Genomic DNA, 17,520 nt, shown 5'->3' on the forward strand with positions numbered 1-17,520 from the left:
GACGAGGGCGAAGGCCGCGGTACGCCTGCGATGGGCCCGCGGGCTCTCGTCGGGCCGCCCGCCGAGCCCGGCTCCTGTTCCTCGGCGGGCGCTCTCGGCGCAGCGCGGGCTCAGCGCCGTCCCTTCGGCTTCCCGGGTGGTGGCGGCGGGGGAGGGGGCGGCGGGGGCGGCGACTGCGGTCCCTCGTCACGGGAGGAGGAACGTCGGCTGCCGGGCCGTCGCGGAGAACGAGGGGGCGGGTCGATGGGGGCGGCCATCGTGGGGGCGCCGTAGACGGGGTCAGGCGGGGGCGGCGAGCCATCCGGCCCGTCCGAGGGCCGAGCGTTGCTCCCGTCGGGCCGCACCGCGTCCTGACCCTCCGACGATCCCGGACCCTCGCCCTGCCGGTACCCGCGGGACGATCGCGGTTTAGGGGCGGGCGGCACCCCACCCGACGCTCCCGGACCCGCACGATCCCCGCGCCGCGACTCCTGCCCACCACTCTGACGGCCCGTCTCCCGGCGGCCACCCTCAGCCCCCGACGCCCGCCACGACTCATCACCGGGCCGTGCGTCCTCCGGCCCCCGCACATCCTCCGGCACCCGCAGATACGGGTTCGTCGCCGGATTCGGAGGCCGATAGGGCGCACCGGGCACGTACGGCCCCACCTCGCCGTCGTGCGCGTCGGACCGACCGGCGTAGGGGCCGGCCTCGCCAGCCTCGCCTTGGTACGGTCCGGCCCCGCGGTCGTAGGCTCCGGCCCGGCCTTGGTCGGGTGGGGAGTCGCCGTCGTGCGCGTCGGACCGACCGGCGTAGGGCCCGGCCTCGCCTTGGTACGGCCCCGACCGGCTGGCGGACGCCCCGCCCCCGCCTCCATGCGGCCGGGGGCCGCCTTCGTACCCGCCGACCGCGCCTCCGCGTGGCCCCGCCTGGCTCTGGTGCGCCCCGGACCCAGACCCGGCCCCGGCCCCGGCCCCATACTCAGCCCCGGACCCAGACCCGGCACCAGCCCCAGCCCCAGCCCCATCGGCATACGGCCCCACCCCACCCCCGTACAGCCTCGCCGTGCTGTCCCCGTACGGCCCAGGGCCGCCCTTATAGCCCCCGGCCGCGCTCTCGTAACTCCCGATCCCACTCTCATAACGCTCGGCTACACCCTCGTACGCGACACCCCCGCCCACGTACCGCGGATCGCCGGCCGCCCCCACCGTTCCCGCCGCCCCAGTCCCCATCCCCGCCAAGTCACGCAGTGCCAACCCCGCAGCCCGCGACCCCGCCGCCCCCGTCGCCCGCGCCAGCAACGCCCCCGCGGCCCCCGCACCCGCCCCCCACAGCGCCCCGAGCAGCAGCGCCATGTCGAGCTGCCCCCGCAGCCGTACGCCCGCGCCGAACGCGTCGAAGCCCAGCACCGACAGTGAGGCGTCCACCGACACCTCCGTCAGCCAGGCGAGCAACGGCAACGCCAGCGCGGTCGCGACCCCCAACCGCAGCGCACACCTCCCCGCGAAACCAAGCGCCCCCGGATCCCGTACGGCCTCATGACCCGGCCCGGCCGTACCCCGCCCCGCACCGGCCCCGCCGACCACCCCCACCGGCGTCCGCACAGCGGTGAGCACTCCCGCCAGCAGCATCATCAGCGCCGCCGCCACCCCCAGCAGCCACACCCGCCCGTCCAGCTCCGCCAGGTGCCCCAGCGTCGTCGACTGGTCGGAGTCCGAGTCGAGCAGTCGGTCCAGGGGGGCCGGGAGGAAGTTCGTCAGGACGCCCGTGGCCCGGCCGTCGAAGGGGACGAACAGGCCGACGGGGATGCCGAGCCACACCCCGTTCGGCGCCCCGAGCAGCGCCGCTCCCGCGATCCGCTTGGGATGGTCGTCGCCGATCGCCGCGTACGCCGCCGCCGAGAGCCCCGCGGCCACCGCCACCAGCAGCACCGTCACGAGGGCGGACACAGCCGGCCGTACGACCCGGTGCACCGCCTCCCAGCCCCGCGGCAGCGGCGTACGACGGGACGCCAGCAGCGCGACGAGCAGGATCCCGGCCGACCAGCCGAGCCCGCCGAGCAGCGTCGGCGCGGTGTCCACCGTGAAGCCGACCGCGGCCTTCGCGTCGATGAGGCCGCCGATCCGGTCGGGCAGCAACCCGCCGATGTCCCCGACGTCCCCCAGCCCGGGGATGTCGAGCCCGCCGCTCCCGCCCCCACCCGCGCCGGGCAGCTTGTCGAGCCCCAGCGCACCCCCGTCGATCGTGATGACGTCGTGCCCCGCCCAGGCCAGCCCGCCCATCATTGCCGTGAACAGCACGACCACCGAGCCCGCGCGCGCGAGGAGTTCGGACGGCGCGATCACCGCCCCGGCCCCCCGCAGGGACCGTAGGAAGAACCATGACAAAAGCACCGCACCGACCAGGCTGACGCCCAGTGGCGTGATCTCGATGGCGGTCGCCGCCTGAGCCCCCGTCAGCCCGAAGGCGGACACGTCACCGGAGGGCGTCACCGAACCACCCGCCGCAAGGGCCACAACAGCCGCGGTCATCGGACCCAGCGAGGCGGCGGAATCGGCCTCCAGCAGATGCAGACCGAGCGCGGCCGCACCCGCCATCCCGATCAACGCCCAGCTCACGGCCGCTATGGCGGACAGCAGGATGTCTCCCCACGGCAGCCTCACGCCCCGCCGTGTGGTCTCTGCGCTCATGGACGCACTCATGGCAGACCCCCCGATCCCGCGGCGCGGCCGAGACCGCGCTTGCCCCCCTCGCGTGGATTACCCACTCTCCGGGTCGGTTTCAACCCCGTCAACGGAACCGGCCGAAGCGCGCGAACGTGGTGTTCTCGGGGCTCGACTTTCGGTCAGGAGGGGGATCCTGAAATAGTTCCCGACGATGTTCGACATCCCTACACTCCCTGTGACGGGGGCAATTCGGGGGACTACTCAGTGGGGCTTGGAGTGCCGGAACTCGTACTGGAAGCGAATGGACGTACCTGGACGCTCGATTCGTCCAGGTCGTACAGCCTTGGACGCGATCCGCAGGGGGACATCGTGTTCGACGACGCCAGGGTGTCCTGGCGGCACGCCACGATCAGCTGGAGCGGGCGCGGTTGGGTCATCGAGGACCACAGCAGCACCAACGGTACGTTCGTGCACGGGCAGCGGATCCACCAGACGGAGCTCGGACCCGGTGCGGCCGTCCATCTCGGCAACGCAAGCGACGGCCCGCTGCTGAGCCTGTCCGGCACCGCGGCCCCGGTCTCGCGGCCTCAGTCCGGGCAGCAGCCGTACGCCGCGCAGAGCGCGAACCCCGGCTGGGCACAGCCTGCGCCCCAGCAGGCATCACCACAGGCCGCGCAGTCCGGCTGGCCGCAGCCCCAGCAACCGCTTCAGCGACAGCCGCAGGGGTACTCCCACCAGCCGCCCCACAAGATCCCGCAGCAACAGGGCCCCGGGGCGGGCGCCGACGGGGGCGCGCCGCCGGTCTACGGCGACCGCAGCCCGACCACGTTCCACCAGTTCACCATCGGCCGCATCATGCGCATCGGCCGCGCCCTGGAGAACGACCTGGTCGTCTCCGACCTGCAGGTCTCCCGCAACCACGCCGAGTTCCACTCGATGCCAGACGGCCGGATGGAGATCCGCGACCTGGGCTCGCACAACGGCACGTACGTCAACGGCCAGCCGATCCCCAAGGGCGGCTCCACGCTCCTCGGCCCGAGCGACATCGTAGGCGTCGGCCACTCCACGTTCCGGATCGTCGGCGACCGGCTGGAGGAGTTCGTCGACACAGGTGAGGTGACGTTCTCCGCCCGCCATCTGACCGTCACGGTCGACGGCGGCAAGCAGATCCTCAAGGACGTCTCCTTCGGCGTCCCGGAGAAGTCCCTGATCGCCGTCATCGGACCGTCCGGTTCCGGCAAGTCGACCCTGCTCAAGGCGCTCACCGGCTACCGGCCCGCCAACCAGGGCGACGTCCTCTACGACAACCGCAACCTCTACAAGCAGTTCGCCGAGCTGCGCCAGCGCATCGGTCTGGTCCCGCAGGACGACATCCTGCACAAGGAGCTGACCGTCAAGAAGGCCCTCAAGTACGCGGCCAAGCTCCGCTTCCCCGCCGACACCACGGCGCAGGAGCGCGAACACCGCATAGACGAGGTGCTGCGCGAGCTGAAGCTCGACATCCACAAGGAGAAGAAGGTCACCTCCCTCTCCGGCGGCCAGCGCAAGCGCGTCTCGGTGGCCCTGGAGCTGCTCACCAAGCCGTCCCTGATCTTCCTCGACGAGCCGACCTCCGGCCTCGACCCGGGCATGGACCGCGATGTCATGCAACTGCTGCGCGGCCTCGCCGACGACGGCCGTACCGTCCTCGTGGTCACCCATTCCGTGGCCGAGCTGGCCCTGTGCGACAAGCTGCTGGTGATGGCCCCGGGCGGCGCGGTCGCCTACTTCGGGCCGCCGGAGGAGGCGTTGAACTTCTTCGGCTACGACACCTGGGCCGATGTCTTCTCCGCCTTCGAGAACTACCGCGACTACGACTGGGCCGGGCGCTGGAAGGGCTCGCAGCACTACCAGATGTACGCCGCGGACATAGACGCCGTTGCGCCGCAGTCCGTACAGACGCCTCCGATGCACGGCATGAAGCCGCCGAAACCACAGCGCTGGACGGGTCAGTTCGGGACACTCGTGCGGCGCTATGTGTCGGTCATCGCGTCCGACAAGGGCTTTCTGGCCCTGACGGTGATCCTGCCGCTCGTCCTCGGCTCGGTGAGTCTGCTCATCGACTTCGGCGACAACCTGCTGCCCAAGCCGGTCGACCCGAGGACCAAGCTTCCCGAGCCCAACAGCACGGCCACCACCGTCCTGCTGATCCTCGCGGTCGGCGCCTGCTTCGCCGGGGCGGCCAACTCCGTCCGTGAGCTGATCAAGGAGCGGGTGATCTACGAGCGGGAGCGCGCCACCGGCCTGTCCCGCTCCGCCTACCTGATGTCCAAGGTGGTCGTGCTGGGCGTGATCACCATCCTGCAGGGGCTGATGGTGGGCGTCATCGGCTTCGCCAGCCGCGGACTGCCGAAGGAAGGACTGGTCCTCGGCCACGCCACCCTCGCCGAGCTGTGCCTGCCGATCATGGGGCTCGGGTTCACCTCGATGATGTTCGGGCTGATCATCTCCGCGCTAGTGAAGACCTCCGAGAAGACCATGCCGCTGCTGGTCATGTTCGCGATCGTCCAGGTCGTCTTCACCGGCTGTCTGTTCACCCTGCACGGCACCATCGGCGTCAACGAGCTCTCGTACCTGATGCCGTCCCGCTGGGCGGTCGCCGCCGCGGGCGCCACGCTGGACTTCAACCAGGTCAACCCGCCCGTGAAACCGGGCGACACGACCGACCCGCTGTGGGACCACACACTCACCACCTGGGGCCTGAACATGATCGCCCTCATCGCCATCGGTGTCGTCTGCGGGTTCCTCGTCTCCCGGTTCCTGCGCCGCCACGAGCCCGAGGTCATGCGCAAGTGATCACTGTCGTACGACGGTGAAGGGCGGCACCCCGACCGGGGTGCCGCCCTTGTGCGTACGAGAGGTCCGCGCGACCTCAGTACGCGCTGTTCACGTTGTCCATCGAGCCGTACCTGTCGGCCGCGTAGTTGGCGGCGGCGGTGATGTTGGCGACCGGGTCGTAGATGTTCCAGGACGTGCCGGCGACGTGGTACGCCTTGAACGTCGGCGGGATGACCTGGAGCAGCCCCTTCGAGGGGATGCCGTTGATGGCGTTGATGTCCCAGTTGTTGATCGCGTTCGGGTTGCCCGAGGACTCCCGAATGATGTTGCGGTACAGACCGTTGTAGCTGCCCGGGATGCCCTTGGCCCTCATGATGGCCAAGGACTCCTTGATCCACCCGTCCAGGTTGTTCGCGTAGCTCTTCTTGGGCGCGGCGGCCTTCAGCTTGGCGCGGTGCGCGGCCCGGCTCGCGGCCTCCTTGACCTTGCGCGCGTGCGCTGCCTTCTTGGCGGCTGCGGCCGCGGCGGCCTTCTTCTTCGCGGCGGCCGCGGCCTTTGCCTTGGCCTTCGCCGCAGCCTCTGCCTTGGCCGCAGCCTCTGCCTTGGCCTTCGCCGCAGCGGCCTTGCCCTGCAGGGCCTTGGCGGCGAGCTGCTCGCTGACGTCCGCCTGGAGGCCCTTGAGCTGCTCGGAGGAGTACTTCACGGGGGCCGAGTAGGCGGCCGCCTCGGACGTGGTGGTCTCGGCGTTGCCCGGTACCGCGCTGAAGGCGACGGCGGCGGCGCCGAGCGTGGCGATACCGGCCACGGCGATCTTGTGGCGCTTGCTCAGCGCGCGACGATGACCACGGGTGAAAGGGTTCTTGGGCATGCGGGATGGACCTCTTCGAATAGCGCGGAGGTCGCTCGCTGTCCGGTGGGGGACACGGGTGCTTCCTGCACAAACGCCGCGGGCGGAACCCGCGGCGCTGAGCGACGTTGGCCATTCTTAGCTGGCGCAAAACATCCCGGCAAAGGTGTGACGTACGATCCCGGGTAGTGGAGCGGGGGAGGGCAAAACAGGACAGACTGGAACGTCTTTCCCGTTCATCTGGGAACCCTTTGTCTCCTATTTCGCTTCGTACGTGATGTGCGCCCTATGTGCGGGCTCACATCGTCCGCACAGCGATCTCACCAGCAGTTGCGGGCGCAATGCACTGCGTGAGGATCCTCCTCGGGGAGGAGGAGATGCACGTCCCCGAACTCGTGCCACAGGTACCGCCGGCGCAGCGCCTCCTCGTAGCCGCGGTCGATCGCCGCCCGCCCCGCGACCGCCTCCAGCATCAGCAGGTGCGAGGCCTGCGGCTCGTGCAGCCCGGTCAGCAGCCCGTCCACCACCCGCACTCCGCGTTCCGGGGTCACGACGAGATCCGTCCACCCCGCACGCGCGCGTACGACCCCGTCGGCACCTGCAGCCGACTCCACGGCCCGCACGGCCGTCGTCCCCACGGCGACGATCCTGCCTTCCCCGGCCTTCACCGCGTTGATCAGCCGCGACGAGGCCTCCGGCACCGAGAACCGCTCGGGATACGGCGGCTCGTGCGCCTCCCCCGAGGCCACCCCGGTATGCAGCGTGACGGGCGCGAACTGCACCCCCCGGCTCACCAGCTCCGCCACCAGCCGCGCGGTGAAGGGCCGCGCCGCACTGGGCATCTCCGCACTGCCCGACCCGTCGGGCGTCGGCAGCGCGAACACCGTCTGGTGGACGGACAACGGCTGGTCCCGCTCCGTATAGGAGTAGCGAATGGGCCGCCCGTGCTCCCGCAGCAGCCCGAGAACCTCCCCGCCGCACACCCGCGCCCACCACAGCCGCCTGCTCACCGCCTCCTCCAGAAGCAGCCGCACGCCACCGGGCAGTCGCACCTCCGTCCCGGCGGGCCCGCCCGCACGCGCACGCGTGGTCCCCTTCCCGTCGGGATCCCGCAGTTCGACCGCCCACCGGCCGTCGTCCCCGAGCGTGGAGAAGTGCACCACCACGCGCGCGTGCCCGATCCGACCGTCGACGGCCGCGGCCAGCGTGGAGGAGGTGTTCACGACCAGCAGGTCCCCGGCCCGCAGCAGCCGCGGAAGCTCGACGAAGGAGTGGTGCGACACCTCCGTGCCCCGCGACACCAGCAGCCGCACGGCGTCCCGGTCGAGCCCGGGCCCACGCTGCTCGGCGGGCACCCGTGCCGACAGTTCCCGCGGTACCCGCACCGCGAGTGTCATCGCCCCTCCAGCAGCGACGGGGCCCCGTACCGCCCGCTCACCGGCCGCTCGTCCAGCAACCGCAGAAAGGCCGGCACCACACTCGCCGGCTCGGACCGCGGGTCCTGGTCGTCCGGTACGGCCGCCGCGTACAGGTCCGTCGCCATGTCCCCGGGATCGACGGCCCACACCCGCAGCCGCGGCTCCTCCTCGCCCAGCACCGCCGCGAGGTGGTCCAGGGCGGCCTTGGAGGCCCCGTAGCCGCCCCACGTCTCGTACGCCTCGGCGGCCGCGTCCGAACTGACCGCGATCACCGTGCCGGCCTGCGACGCCCGCAACAGCGGCAGCGCCTCCTGGACCAGGCCCAGCGCGGCCACGACGTTCACCTCCAGCGCCCGGCGCAGCCCCTCCAGAGGGAGCCCCTCGAGCCGCGCCAGTGGCTCGGCGCCCAGCGCGCTCGCGTTGTTCACCAGCAGATCGACGCCGCCGAGCCGCCAGGCCGCCGCCACCAGCTCCGAGCGGTGCGCCGGATCCGTGACGTCCCCGGGCAGGGCCGTCACCCGGGTCCCGTGCCGGGCGAGCGCTACCGCAGTCTCCTTCAGGACCTCCGCAGTCCTCGCGTCGAGCACCAGGTCCCAGCCCCGCCCGGCCAGGGCCTCGGCGAGCGCCCGCCCCAGCCCCTTGGAGGCTCCCGTGATGATCGCTACCGGCATGACACCCGTCCCCTCGTCCTCCACGCCTCCTGATCGGCGTGCTCCCAACCTAGGAACGCGGTCCTCCCGGCCGCCTCGGACGCGGGCCGCAGAGCGGCGAGGCCCTTCGCCCTAGGTCGCCCGCCCTAGTCGGGGCGGTCACAGGTCCGATCCGCGCTGTCACACCCCGCCCGTACGCTGAGGTCATGAGTCAAGGCCCCCGGTCCGGCCTCGCCGCGGTGAGTTCCGCGCTGCTGGCCATGAGCAGGCACCTCGAGGTCCGCGACGTCCTCAAGACGATCGTCGCCTCGGCCCGCGAACTGCTCGACGCGCAGTACGCCGCCCTCGGCGTCCCGGACGACCACGGCGGCTTCGCCCAGTTCGTGGTCGACGGCGTCAGCGACGCCCAGTGGAAGGCCATCGGCCCCCTCCCGCGCCAGCACGGCATCCTCGCCGCGATGCTCCACGAGGCCACCCCCGAGCGCCTCGCCGACGTCCGCAAAGACCCCCGCTTCGAGGGCTGGCCCTCCGCCCACCCCGACCTGATCGACTTCCTGGGCCTGCCGATCCGCGACGGCGACGAGGTCATCGGCGCCCTCTTCCTCGCGAACAAGAACTGCGAGAAGCCCGAGGGCGGTTGCGGCTTCACGGAGGAGGACGAGGAACTCCTCTCGATCCTCGCCCAGCACGCCGCGATCGCCCTGACCAACGCCCGCCTCTACGAACGCAGCCGCGAGCTCACGATCGCCGAGGAGCGCTCCCGCCTCGCCCACGAACTGCACGACGCGGTCAGCCAGAAGCTCTTCTCCCTGCGCCTGACCGCCCAGGCCGCCGCCGCCCTGGTCGACCGCGACCCGTCCCGCGCCAAGGGCGAGCTGCATCAGGTGGCCCTGCTCGCCGCCGAAGCCGCCGACGAACTGCGTGCCGCTGTGGTCGAGTTGCGCCCCGCCGCCCTGGACGAGGACGGCCTCACCGCCACCCTGCGCACCCAGATCCAGGTCCTGGACCGCGCCCACAGCGCGCGCGTGACCTTCGCCGCCCGCAACTTCCGCGCCCTGCCCGCCGCCCAGGAGGAGGCCATGCTCCGCGTCGCCCAGGAGGCCCTGCACAACGCGCTGCGGCACTCGGGAGCCGAGCATGTCGACGTGACCCTGGACCGGTGCGGCAGCGGAGCCGTCCTGCGCGTCACGGACGACGGCAGCGGCTTCGACCCGAAGGCGATCCGCCGCGCGGGACGCCACCTCGGGCTGGTCTCCATGCGGGACCGCACCAACGGGGTCGGCGGCACGCTGACCGTGCAATCGGCGCCCGGCAAGGGCACCACGATCGAGATGGAGGTTCCCGGTGGCTGACGCGATCAAGGTTCTGCTCGTCGACGACCACCAGGTCGTCCGCCGGGGACTGCGCACCTTCCTCGAAGTGCAGGAGGACATAGAGGTCGTGGGCGAGGCGGCCGACGGCGCCGAGGGCGTCGCGCGCGCGGAGGAACTGAAGCCCGACATCGTCCTCATGGACGTCAAGATGCCGGGCATGGACGGCATCGACGCCCTGCGCAAGCTCCGCGAACTGAACAACCCCGCGCGCGTGCTGATCGTCACCAGCTTCACCGAACAGCGCACTGTGGTCCCGGCCCTGCGTGCGGGCGCCGCCGGTTACGTCTACAAGGACGTCGACCCCGACGCCCTCGCCGGCGCCATCCGCTCCGTCCACGCGGGACACATCCTGCTCCAACCCGAGGTCGCGGACGCCCTGTTGTCCCAGGAGGAGAACAACTCCGGCCAGGGCAGGGGAGGTTCGCTCACCGAGCGGGAGCGCGAGGTGCTCGGGCTGATCGCGGACGGCCGCTCCAACCGGGAGATCGCCCGCGCGCTGGTCCTCTCCGAGAAGACCGTCAAGACGCACGTCTCGAACATCCTGATGAAACTCGACCTGGCGGACCGGACACAGGCGGCACTGTGGGCGGTTCGTCATGGAATGGCCGGTTGATCCATGCCCGCACGGCAATACGGAGGGTTCCGCTCCGGAGTGAGATTCATACCGTCGTGGGAATGTCCCCCGAATGGCGCATCCTTCGTGTGCGTCCGCCGTTCTCCAGTGCGTGCTGCGGCGACTGCCGCGGCAATCGCTAGGAGGGCTTAGAAGTGAAGAACCTGAAGAAGGCAGCGGCCGTGACGATGGTGGCCGGAGGGCTGATCGCCGCCGGTGCCGGTATGGCCTCCGCCACCGACGGGGCGCACGCCGACGGCAAGGCCGTGGGCTCGCCCGGCGTCGTCTCGGGCAACCTCGTCCAGGCCCCGGTGCACGTCCCGGTGAACGCGGTCGGCAACAGCGTGAACGTCATCGGCGTGCTGAACCCCGCCTTCGGCAACCTCGGTCTCAACCACTGACGTCCCTCGCCGAGCGGGCAGTGACTTCGGCCTCCCGGGTGCGCCACGCACCCGGGAGGCCGGTCCGTCTGCCCAGCGAATCATCCGAACCCTGCAGTCGCCGGGCGTAAGACCGGCCGGTCGCCCGGCCCCACACCGGTCACCGCGCCCCTCGCTCCAACTCCTCCACGTACGCGTTGTAAGCCGCCACCTGCGCCCGCCGCCCCGTCCGCTCCACCGGTCGCAACGCCTCCCCCCGAGCTCGCATCTCGGCGGAGCTCACCGCACCCCCGTGCTCGTTCTCATAGGCCAGCGACACCAACAGCCCCACCCGCTGGGCAAGCTCCAGCACCCGCACCGCCCGAGGCGGATACCCCGGCGCCAAGACCTCCCGCCCTCGTTCGGCCCGAGCCCGGTACGCCCCGAGCGCCGCCTCCGCCACCGGCCCCGACGCGGCCACGTCCAGCCGCGACAGCACCTCCGTCGCCTCCCGCAGGGCCTCCGCGAGCTCCCGCTCGGCCTCGCCCAGCGAGGGAACGTCCGCCGGCGGAGCCTCCCGCACCGGCAGCACCCGCCACACCACCTCTACATGCACATCACCCGCGGGCCCGGCCTCGTACACCTCCGGCACCAGGCCCAGCGCGGCACCATGACAGACCACCGCCTCCTCCGCCTCCAAGGCCCGCGCGTTGAACTCCGGCGGCCCGCTCAGCCCCAGCGGATGTCCGGACGCGGGCAGCGCGACCCGCAGTCCCGTCACGCCGAGCGACCGCAGCCGCCCCAGCGCCAGCGTGAGACCGACGGCCGCCGTCTCACCCGGCAGCCCCTCGACCCGGTGCACGGCATCGTCACCGACGATCGCCAGCACGGCGTCGTCCGGCGAGACAAGTCCGGCCAAAAGGCTGTTTCCCCAAGCGGCAAGGCGTCCAGAGCGCGGTTCCGAGAGCATGCCCCCAGCCTAAGGACCGGACCGCTGGACCGGAGCTGCCGACCGGTGGCGTAGATTTCATCGAGGGCTGCGCCCACAAGCGCGCACGCGCCAGCCGAGACGCCGACACCGGTCACACTGCAAGGGGAGACAACGCGCTCATGAGCGATGTTCTGGAGCTTCAGGACGTATCCGTGGTCCGGGAGGACCGGGCTCTGGTGGACCAGGTCTCCTGGTCGGTCAAGGAGGGCGAGCGCTGGGTCATCCTCGGCCCCAACGGCGCCGGCAAGACCACGCTCCTGAACCTCGCGTCCAGCTACCTCTACCCCAGCAAGGGCACCGCCACCATCCTCGGCGAGACCCTCGGCAAGCCCGGCACCGACGTCTTCGAACTGCGCCCGCGCATCGGCATGGCCGGCATCGCCATGGCCGACAAGCTCCCCAAGCGCCAGACCGTCCTGGAGACCGTGCTGACCGCGGCGTACGGCATGACCGCCGGCTGGCAGGAGGAGTACGAGGACATCGACGAGCAGCGCGCCCGCGCCTTCCTCGACCGCCTCGGCATGAGCGACTACCTGGACCGCAAGTTCGGCACCCTCTCCGAGGGCGAGCGCAAGCGCACCCTCATCGCCCGCGCCCTGATGACCGACCCCGAGCTCCTCCTCCTCGACGAGCCCGCCGCCGGCCTCGACCTCGGCGGCCGCGAGGACCTGGTCCGTCGCCTCGGCCGCCTCGCCCGCGACCCGATCGCCCCCTCGATGCTCATGGTCACCCACCACGTCGAGGAGATCGCCCCCGGCTTCACCCACGTCCTCATGATCCGCCAGGGCAGGGTGCTCGCCGCCGGTCCCCTGGAGCTCGAACTCACCTCCCGCAACCTCTCCATGTGCTTCGGCCTCCCTCTCGTCGTCGAGCAGGTCGGCGAACGCTGGACCGCGCAGGGCCTGCCGCTGTCGTGATCACGTGAAGTCCCTGCAAAAACAAGGGCAATAAGCCCGTCCCCGCTCCATCGCGCCCTGTCCGCGGCGGTACCCCCGGACCTACCATGACCATGTGAACGACATCGACGCATGGGTGTGGTGGCTCGTCGGCGCGGCAGCGCTCGGAATCCCGCTCGTGGTGACCGCGATGCCGGAATTCGGCATGCTCGCCGCGGGCACTGTCGCCGCATCGGCCGCGGCCGGACTCGGCGGCGACATCGTCGTCCAGGTGCTCGTCTTCGCCGTCGTCTCGGTGGCCCTCATCGCCGTCGTACGGCCCATCGCGACCCGGCATCGCTCCCAGCGCCCCCAACTCGTCACGGGCATCGACGCGTTGAAGGGCAGACAGGCCGTCGTCCTGGAGCGCGTCGACAGCGCGGGTGGCCGGATCAAGCTCGCCGGAGAGGTCTGGTCGGCCCGCTCTCTCGACACCGGCAGTGCCTTCGAAGTAGGCCAGGAAGTGGATGTCGTCGACATCGAGGGAGCCACGGCGATCATCATGTGACCTCGCAGGATGCAACTGAACCGAACGCACCACGAGTTGGGCGACGGTCTGTCAGACTCGACCAGCAAGATCTTCAACAACCATAAGATCTTCCGAAAACGCCGAGGCAGAGAAGGGCACGGGGAGCACGATGGAACCGGTCATCATCGTCTTGATCATCCTGGTGGTGTTGGTCTTCATCGCCCTCATCAAGACGATCCAGGTCATCCCGCAGGCGAGCGCCGCCATCGTGGAGCGCTTCGGCCGCTACACGCGGACGCTCAACGCGGGCCTCAACATCGTCGTCCCGTTCATCGACACCATCCGCAACCGCATCGACCTGCGCGAACAGGTCGTGCCCTTCCCGCCCCAGCCGGTGATCACCCAGGACAACCTGGTGGTCAACATCGACACGGTCATCTATTACCAGGTGACCGACGCCCGGGCCGCGACCTACGAGGTCGCCAGCTACATCCAGGCGATCGAGCAGCTCACCGTCACCACCCTCCGCAACATCATCGGCGGCATGGACCTGGAGCGGACCCTGACCTCCCGCGAGGAGATCAACGCGGCCCTGCGCGGCGTCCTCGACGAGGCCACCGGCAAGTGGGGCATCCGCGTCAACCGCGTCGAACTCAAGGCGATCGAGCCGCCCACCTCCATCCAGGACTCGATGGAGAAGCAGATGCGCGCCGACCGCGACAAGCGCGCCGCGATCCTCACCGCCGAAGGTACGCGCCAGGCCGCGATCCTCACGGCCGAAGGTGAGAAGCAGTCCCAGATCCTGCGCGCCGAGGGTGAGGCCAAGGCCGCCGCCCTCCGCGCGGAAGGCGAAGCCCAGGCGGTCCGCACGGTCTTCGAGGCGATCCACGCCGGAGACCCGGACCAGAAGCTCCTCTCCTACCAGTACCTCCAGATGCTCCCGAAGATCGCCGAGGGCGACGCCAACAAGCTCTGGATCGTCCCCAGCGAAATCGGCGACGCCCTCAAGGGCCTCTCCGGCGCGATGGGCAACTTCGGCAACTTCGGCGGCGGTTCGAGCGGAGGCAACGGCGGCTCGGAACGCCGGGAGACGCCGAAGATCGACTGACCCAGGAATTCCCGTACGACAAGGGGGCCCGCCTTCCCAACGAAGGCGGGCCCCAACGTACTTAGGGGCGCGGGCTGTATCAATATGCGGCTCCGCCGCGTGGGCGCGACAAGCCACGGCGCACCCGCAGCCGCATCAGAACCGGACCCGGCAGATGTCTAGGCGGCCTCTCGAGCCAGCCAGTCCGGCAGCGCGGAGAAGTCCTCGTGCCCCAGGGACAACAGCATCGCGTCCGCCGGAGTCGGCTCGAACGGCTCCCGCAGCAACGGCATCCCCGCCTCCGCCGGAGTCCGGTTCGCCTTGCGGTGGTTGTCCTCCGCGCAGGAGGCCACCGTGTTCAGCCAGGTGTCCTGACCACCCTGAGACCGCGGCACCACGTGGTCCACGGTCGTCGCCCGACGCCCGCAGTACGCGCACCTGTGCCGGTCGCGCACCAGAACACCCCGCCGGGACCACGGGGCTTGTCTTCGGAAGGGCACCCGCACATACCTACACAGCCTGATCACCCGGGGCACCGGTATGTCGACCGCGGCTCCGCGCATGCGCAGTTCGGGGTGGGACTGCTCGACGACGGCCTTGTCCTGCAGCACCAGAACGACGGCTCGGTTCAACGTCACCGTCGACAGCGGCTCGAAGCTCGCGTTCAGTACCAGCGTGTCCCGCATGTCAGCCCACCTCCCATGTGCACCGTCCCACCCCCTGGCGGGCTTGGGCTTGGATCAACTCTGGCCGGGCACGCCGAGATGGACAACGCAATAAAAAGTGCCCGCCTCTGATCAATTCCAAGACCAGAGGCGGGCAAACGCTCGATGAACGTCAGTCTTCGGAGGGAACCTCGTACTCACCGATCAACTGGGCCCGCCCGATCGCGTGAAAGCGCAGGTTGAAGCCCACAAAGGCGGGAGAGGCATCCGAATCCGGCCCGAGCTTCTCCTGGTCCACCGCGTACACGGTGAAGACGTACCGGTGCGGCCCGTCCCCGGCCGGCGGAGCGGCCCCACCGAAGTCCTTCGACCCGTAGTCGTTCCGCGCCTGTACGGCACCCTCCGGCAGCCCCTCGAACTTGCCGCTGCCCGCCCCGACCGGCAACTCGGTCACCGAGGCCGGAATGTCGAACACGACCCAGTGCCAGAACCCGCTGCCCGTGGGCGCGTCGGGGTCGTAGCAGGTCACGGCGAAGCTCTTGGTCTCCGGCGGAAAACCCTCCCAGCGCAGCTGCGGAGAGGTGTTGCCGGCCGCGTAGACCTGAGCGTCCTTGAGCGTGCCGCCTTCCTGCACGTCCTCGCTCGTCACCGTGAACGACGCTACGGGCGGATGGAAGTCATGGGGGAGCGGCCGCCGCTTGAGCTCGGTCACCTCGGTACCTCCTGATCGATTACCGGAATCAGCAGTTCCCGAGCCTAGAACCAATTGCGCTTGCTGCCGACCTCGGACAGCCACTGGTTGAGGTACGCGGCCCAGTCGGTGCGCTGGTAGTCGTGCAGCCCCACCTGGAAGGACCGGAAGGTGTCACTGCCCTCGCTGAACAGCCCCGGCTTCTTGTCCATCTCCAGCACGACGTCCATCGCGTTGCCGTCCGCGACGAAGCTCAACTCGACCTGGTTGAGCCCGCGGTACTGCTGCGGCGGGAAGAACTCGATCTCCTGGTAGAACGGCAGCTGCTGCCGCGTCCCACGGATGTGACCGCGCTCCAGGTCCGCGTTCTTGAAGCGGAAGCCCAGCTGCATGAACGCGTCCAGGATCGCCTTCTGCGCCGGCAGCGGGTGCACGTTGACGGGGTCCAGGTCACCGGAGTCCACGGCACGCGCGATCGCCAGCTCGGTCGTCACACCGACGTTCATGCCGCGCAGCGCCTGGCCGTCGATCGTCGTGATCGGCGTCTCCCAGGGGATCTCCAGACCGAACGGCACCGCGTGCACCGCGTTCGACTGAAGCGTGAAGGCACCGCCGAGCGAGACCTTGGTGAACTCGATGTCCTGCTTGTACTCCTGGTCGCCGCTCTCGACCTCGACCCTGGCCTGGAGCCCGACCGACAGCCCCTCGATCTCCTGATCGACGGATCCACCCTGGATCCGCACCTCACCCTGGACGACACCACCCGGGACGACATTGACCTCGGTCAACACCGTCTCCACCGAAGCCCCACCGGCCCCCAGGCTCGCGAGCAGCTTCTTGAACGCCATGTCTCTCCTCTTAGAACGCGCGGATTCCTGATCCCTACAAACGCGATCCGGCCGTGGTCGGTTCCGCGCCCTCACCCTGGCAAGCGGACGAACCCTTGACCACCCCTTGGCACACACCCGTCTGGACTACGCTCGTACGCCATGATCACGCCCCCGGACCGTACGCCACTGCCACGAGAGTTCTTCGACCGCCCCGTACTGGAAGTCGCCCCCGACCTCCTCGGCCGCACCCTCGTCCGTACGACCCCGGACGGTCCGATCGCGGTGCGCCTCACGGAGGTCGAGGCGTACGACGGTCCGGGCGACCCCGGCTCCCACGCCTATCGAGGCCGCACGGCCCGCAACGGCGTGATGTTCGGTCCGCCCGGGCATGTGTACGTCTACTTCACATACGGCATGTGGTTCTGCATGAACCTGGTGTGCGGACCGGAAGGCCGGGCAAGCGCCGTCCTGCTCCGAGCCGGCGAGGTCGTCGAGGGCGCTGAACTAGCTCGCAAACGTCGACTCTCGGCCCGAAATGACAAGGAACTGGCCAAAGGGCCGGCCCGCCTGGCCACGGCCCTGGGCGTGGACAGGGCCCTGGACGGCACGGACGCATGCGACCCGGGCGAGACCCCGCTGAAGGTGCTCACCGGCACCCCGGTCGCCTCCGACCAGGTACTCAACGGTCCGCGGACCGGGGTGGCCGGCGAAGGGGGCGTACACCCCTGGCGGTTCTGGGTCGCCGACGACCCGACGGTGAGCCCCTATCGCGCTCATGTCCCGAGGCGGCGCTCAAGTTGACTCGCTCTTGGAAGGTGCGTAACGTGGCCCGAGCCGCTTGACCCGGTTACGGCGATCGCCAGCAGCCGAGAGCGGCCAAACCACTACCTACGACATCCCCTCAGCGGGGGCGATTTCGGCGTGTCCGCACGTCTGAATTCGAACTCGCGGAACTCGATTATGAGTTGCCGAGGGAATCGGCTAACGTAGTGAATGTCGAAAGGCCCCGCCGACAGGGAATCAGGCCCGAAAGGATCTGATAGAGTCGGAAACGCAAGACCGAAGGGAAAAGCCCGGAGGAAAGCCCGAGAGGGTGAGTACAAAGGAAGCGTCCGTTCCTTGAGAACTCA

General features: G+C 70.2%; 16 protein-coding genes. 8 read left to right on the forward strand and 8 right to left on the reverse strand.

Annotated elements, in window-relative coordinates:
* Nucleotides 1-110: 110 nt before the first annotated feature.
* The gene (locus ABZT93_RS36160; RefSeq protein ID WP_356112663.1) at nt 111-2,669 is read right to left on the reverse strand and encodes a streptophobe family protein; all 2,559 of its coding nucleotides are present in this window, start codon (nt 2,667-2,669) and stop codon (nt 111-113) included.
* A gap of 252 nt (nt 2,670-2,921) precedes the next feature.
* On the opposite strand from ABZT93_RS36160, the gene ABZT93_RS36165 reads away from it, so the two are divergent.
* On the forward strand, nt 2,922-5,480 hold the full coding sequence (locus ABZT93_RS36165) for an FHA domain-containing protein (protein ID WP_356112665.1): 2,559 nt from the start codon (nt 2,922-2,924) through the stop codon (nt 5,478-5,480).
* 76 nt (nt 5,481-5,556) lie between these two features.
* Here ABZT93_RS36165 and ABZT93_RS36170 read toward each other — a convergent pair whose 3' ends face one another.
* From ABZT93_RS36170 to ABZT93_RS36180, 3 genes are all read right to left on the reverse strand, one after another.
* Nucleotides 5,557-6,330 (reverse strand): transglycosylase SLT domain-containing protein, encoded by a 774-nt coding sequence (locus ABZT93_RS36170; RefSeq protein ID WP_356112667.1) that lies wholly within the window; start codon nt 6,328-6,330, stop codon nt 5,557-5,559.
* Nucleotides 6,331-6,629: 299 nt separating this feature from the next.
* The gene (locus ABZT93_RS36175; RefSeq protein ID WP_356112668.1) at nt 6,630-7,706 is read right to left on the reverse strand and encodes an S-adenosylmethionine:tRNA ribosyltransferase-isomerase; all 1,077 of its coding nucleotides are present in this window, start codon (nt 7,704-7,706) and stop codon (nt 6,630-6,632) included.
* The gene (locus ABZT93_RS36180) at nt 7,703-8,398 is read right to left on the reverse strand and encodes an SDR family oxidoreductase (protein ID WP_356112669.1); all 696 of its coding nucleotides are present in this window, start codon (nt 8,396-8,398) and stop codon (nt 7,703-7,705) included. The genes ABZT93_RS36175 and ABZT93_RS36180 overlap by 4 nt, the downstream gene beginning before the upstream one ends.
* Nucleotides 8,399-8,583: 185 nt before the next feature.
* Between ABZT93_RS36180 and ABZT93_RS36185 the strand changes: the two genes are divergently transcribed.
* The 3 genes from ABZT93_RS36185 to chpE all read left to right on the forward strand — a co-directional run bounded on the left by ABZT93_RS36185 (nt 8,584) and on the right by chpE (nt 10,764).
* Nucleotides 8,584-9,729, forward strand: coding sequence for a GAF domain-containing sensor histidine kinase (locus ABZT93_RS36185; protein WP_356112671.1), 1,146 nt, complete (start codon nt 8,584-8,586; stop codon nt 9,727-9,729).
* Nucleotides 9,722-10,363, forward strand: coding sequence for a response regulator transcription factor (locus tag ABZT93_RS36190; RefSeq protein ID WP_356112672.1), 642 nt, complete (start codon nt 9,722-9,724; stop codon nt 10,361-10,363). Before ABZT93_RS36185 ends, ABZT93_RS36190 begins: the two co-directional genes overlap by 8 nt.
* 155 nt (nt 10,364-10,518) lie before the next feature.
* The gene (gene chpE / locus ABZT93_RS36195; protein WP_356112674.1) at nt 10,519-10,764 is read left to right on the forward strand and encodes a chaplin ChpE; all 246 of its coding nucleotides are present in this window, start codon (nt 10,519-10,521) and stop codon (nt 10,762-10,764) included.
* A 139-nt stretch (nt 10,765-10,903) separates the two neighbouring features.
* Here chpE and ABZT93_RS36200 read toward each other — a convergent pair whose 3' ends face one another.
* Nucleotides 10,904-11,692 carry a hypothetical protein gene (locus ABZT93_RS36200; protein ID WP_356112676.1) on the reverse strand — a complete coding sequence of 263 codons (789 nt, stop codon included), beginning with the start codon at nt 11,690-11,692 and terminating at the stop codon, nt 10,904-10,906.
* A gap of 140 nt (nt 11,693-11,832) precedes the next feature.
* Between ABZT93_RS36200 and ABZT93_RS36205 the strand changes: the two genes are divergently transcribed.
* From ABZT93_RS36205 to ABZT93_RS36215, 3 genes are all read left to right on the forward strand, one after another.
* Entirely contained in the window at nt 11,833-12,630 is a 798-nt protein-coding gene (locus tag ABZT93_RS36205; RefSeq protein ID WP_020121314.1) for an ABC transporter ATP-binding protein, read from the forward strand.
* A gap of 94 nt (nt 12,631-12,724) precedes the next feature.
* Nucleotides 12,725-13,156 carry an NfeD family protein gene (locus ABZT93_RS36210; protein WP_356112677.1) on the forward strand — a complete coding sequence of 144 codons (432 nt, stop codon included), beginning with the start codon at nt 12,725-12,727 and terminating at the stop codon, nt 13,154-13,156.
* 130 nt (nt 13,157-13,286) lie between these two features.
* A complete protein-coding gene (locus ABZT93_RS36215; RefSeq protein ID WP_057618170.1) occupies nt 13,287-14,225 on the forward strand; it encodes an SPFH domain-containing protein in 939 nt (312 codons plus the stop codon).
* A 158-nt stretch (nt 14,226-14,383) separates the two neighbouring features.
* Here the strand turns inward: ABZT93_RS36215 and ABZT93_RS36220 are convergent, their stop codons facing one another.
* The 3 genes from ABZT93_RS36220 to ABZT93_RS36230 all read right to left on the reverse strand — a co-directional run bounded on the left by ABZT93_RS36220 (nt 14,384) and on the right by ABZT93_RS36230 (nt 16,408).
* Nucleotides 14,384-14,890 carry an HNH endonuclease gene (locus ABZT93_RS36220; RefSeq protein ID WP_356112679.1) on the reverse strand — a complete coding sequence of 169 codons (507 nt, stop codon included), beginning with the start codon at nt 14,888-14,890 and terminating at the stop codon, nt 14,384-14,386.
* 151 nt (nt 14,891-15,041) lie between these two features.
* Nucleotides 15,042-15,581 carry a YbhB/YbcL family Raf kinase inhibitor-like protein gene (locus tag ABZT93_RS36225; RefSeq protein ID WP_356112681.1) on the reverse strand — a complete coding sequence of 180 codons (540 nt, stop codon included), beginning with the start codon at nt 15,579-15,581 and terminating at the stop codon, nt 15,042-15,044.
* 44 nt (nt 15,582-15,625) lie between these two features.
* Nucleotides 15,626-16,408, reverse strand: coding sequence for a sporulation protein (locus ABZT93_RS36230; RefSeq protein ID WP_356112683.1), 783 nt, complete (start codon nt 16,406-16,408; stop codon nt 15,626-15,628).
* Nucleotides 16,409-16,549: 141 nt separating this feature from the next.
* On the opposite strand from ABZT93_RS36230, the gene ABZT93_RS36235 reads away from it, so the two are divergent.
* The gene (locus ABZT93_RS36235; RefSeq protein WP_356112685.1) at nt 16,550-17,191 is read left to right on the forward strand and encodes a DNA-3-methyladenine glycosylase; all 642 of its coding nucleotides are present in this window, start codon (nt 16,550-16,552) and stop codon (nt 17,189-17,191) included.
* The last annotated feature ends 329 nt before the right edge of the window (nt 17,192-17,520 follow it).

The organism is Streptomyces sp. NPDC005303 (assembly GCF_040607335.1).
In the GTDB taxonomy this organism is placed as follows: Bacteria; Actinomycetota; Actinomycetes; order Streptomycetales; family Streptomycetaceae; genus Streptomyces.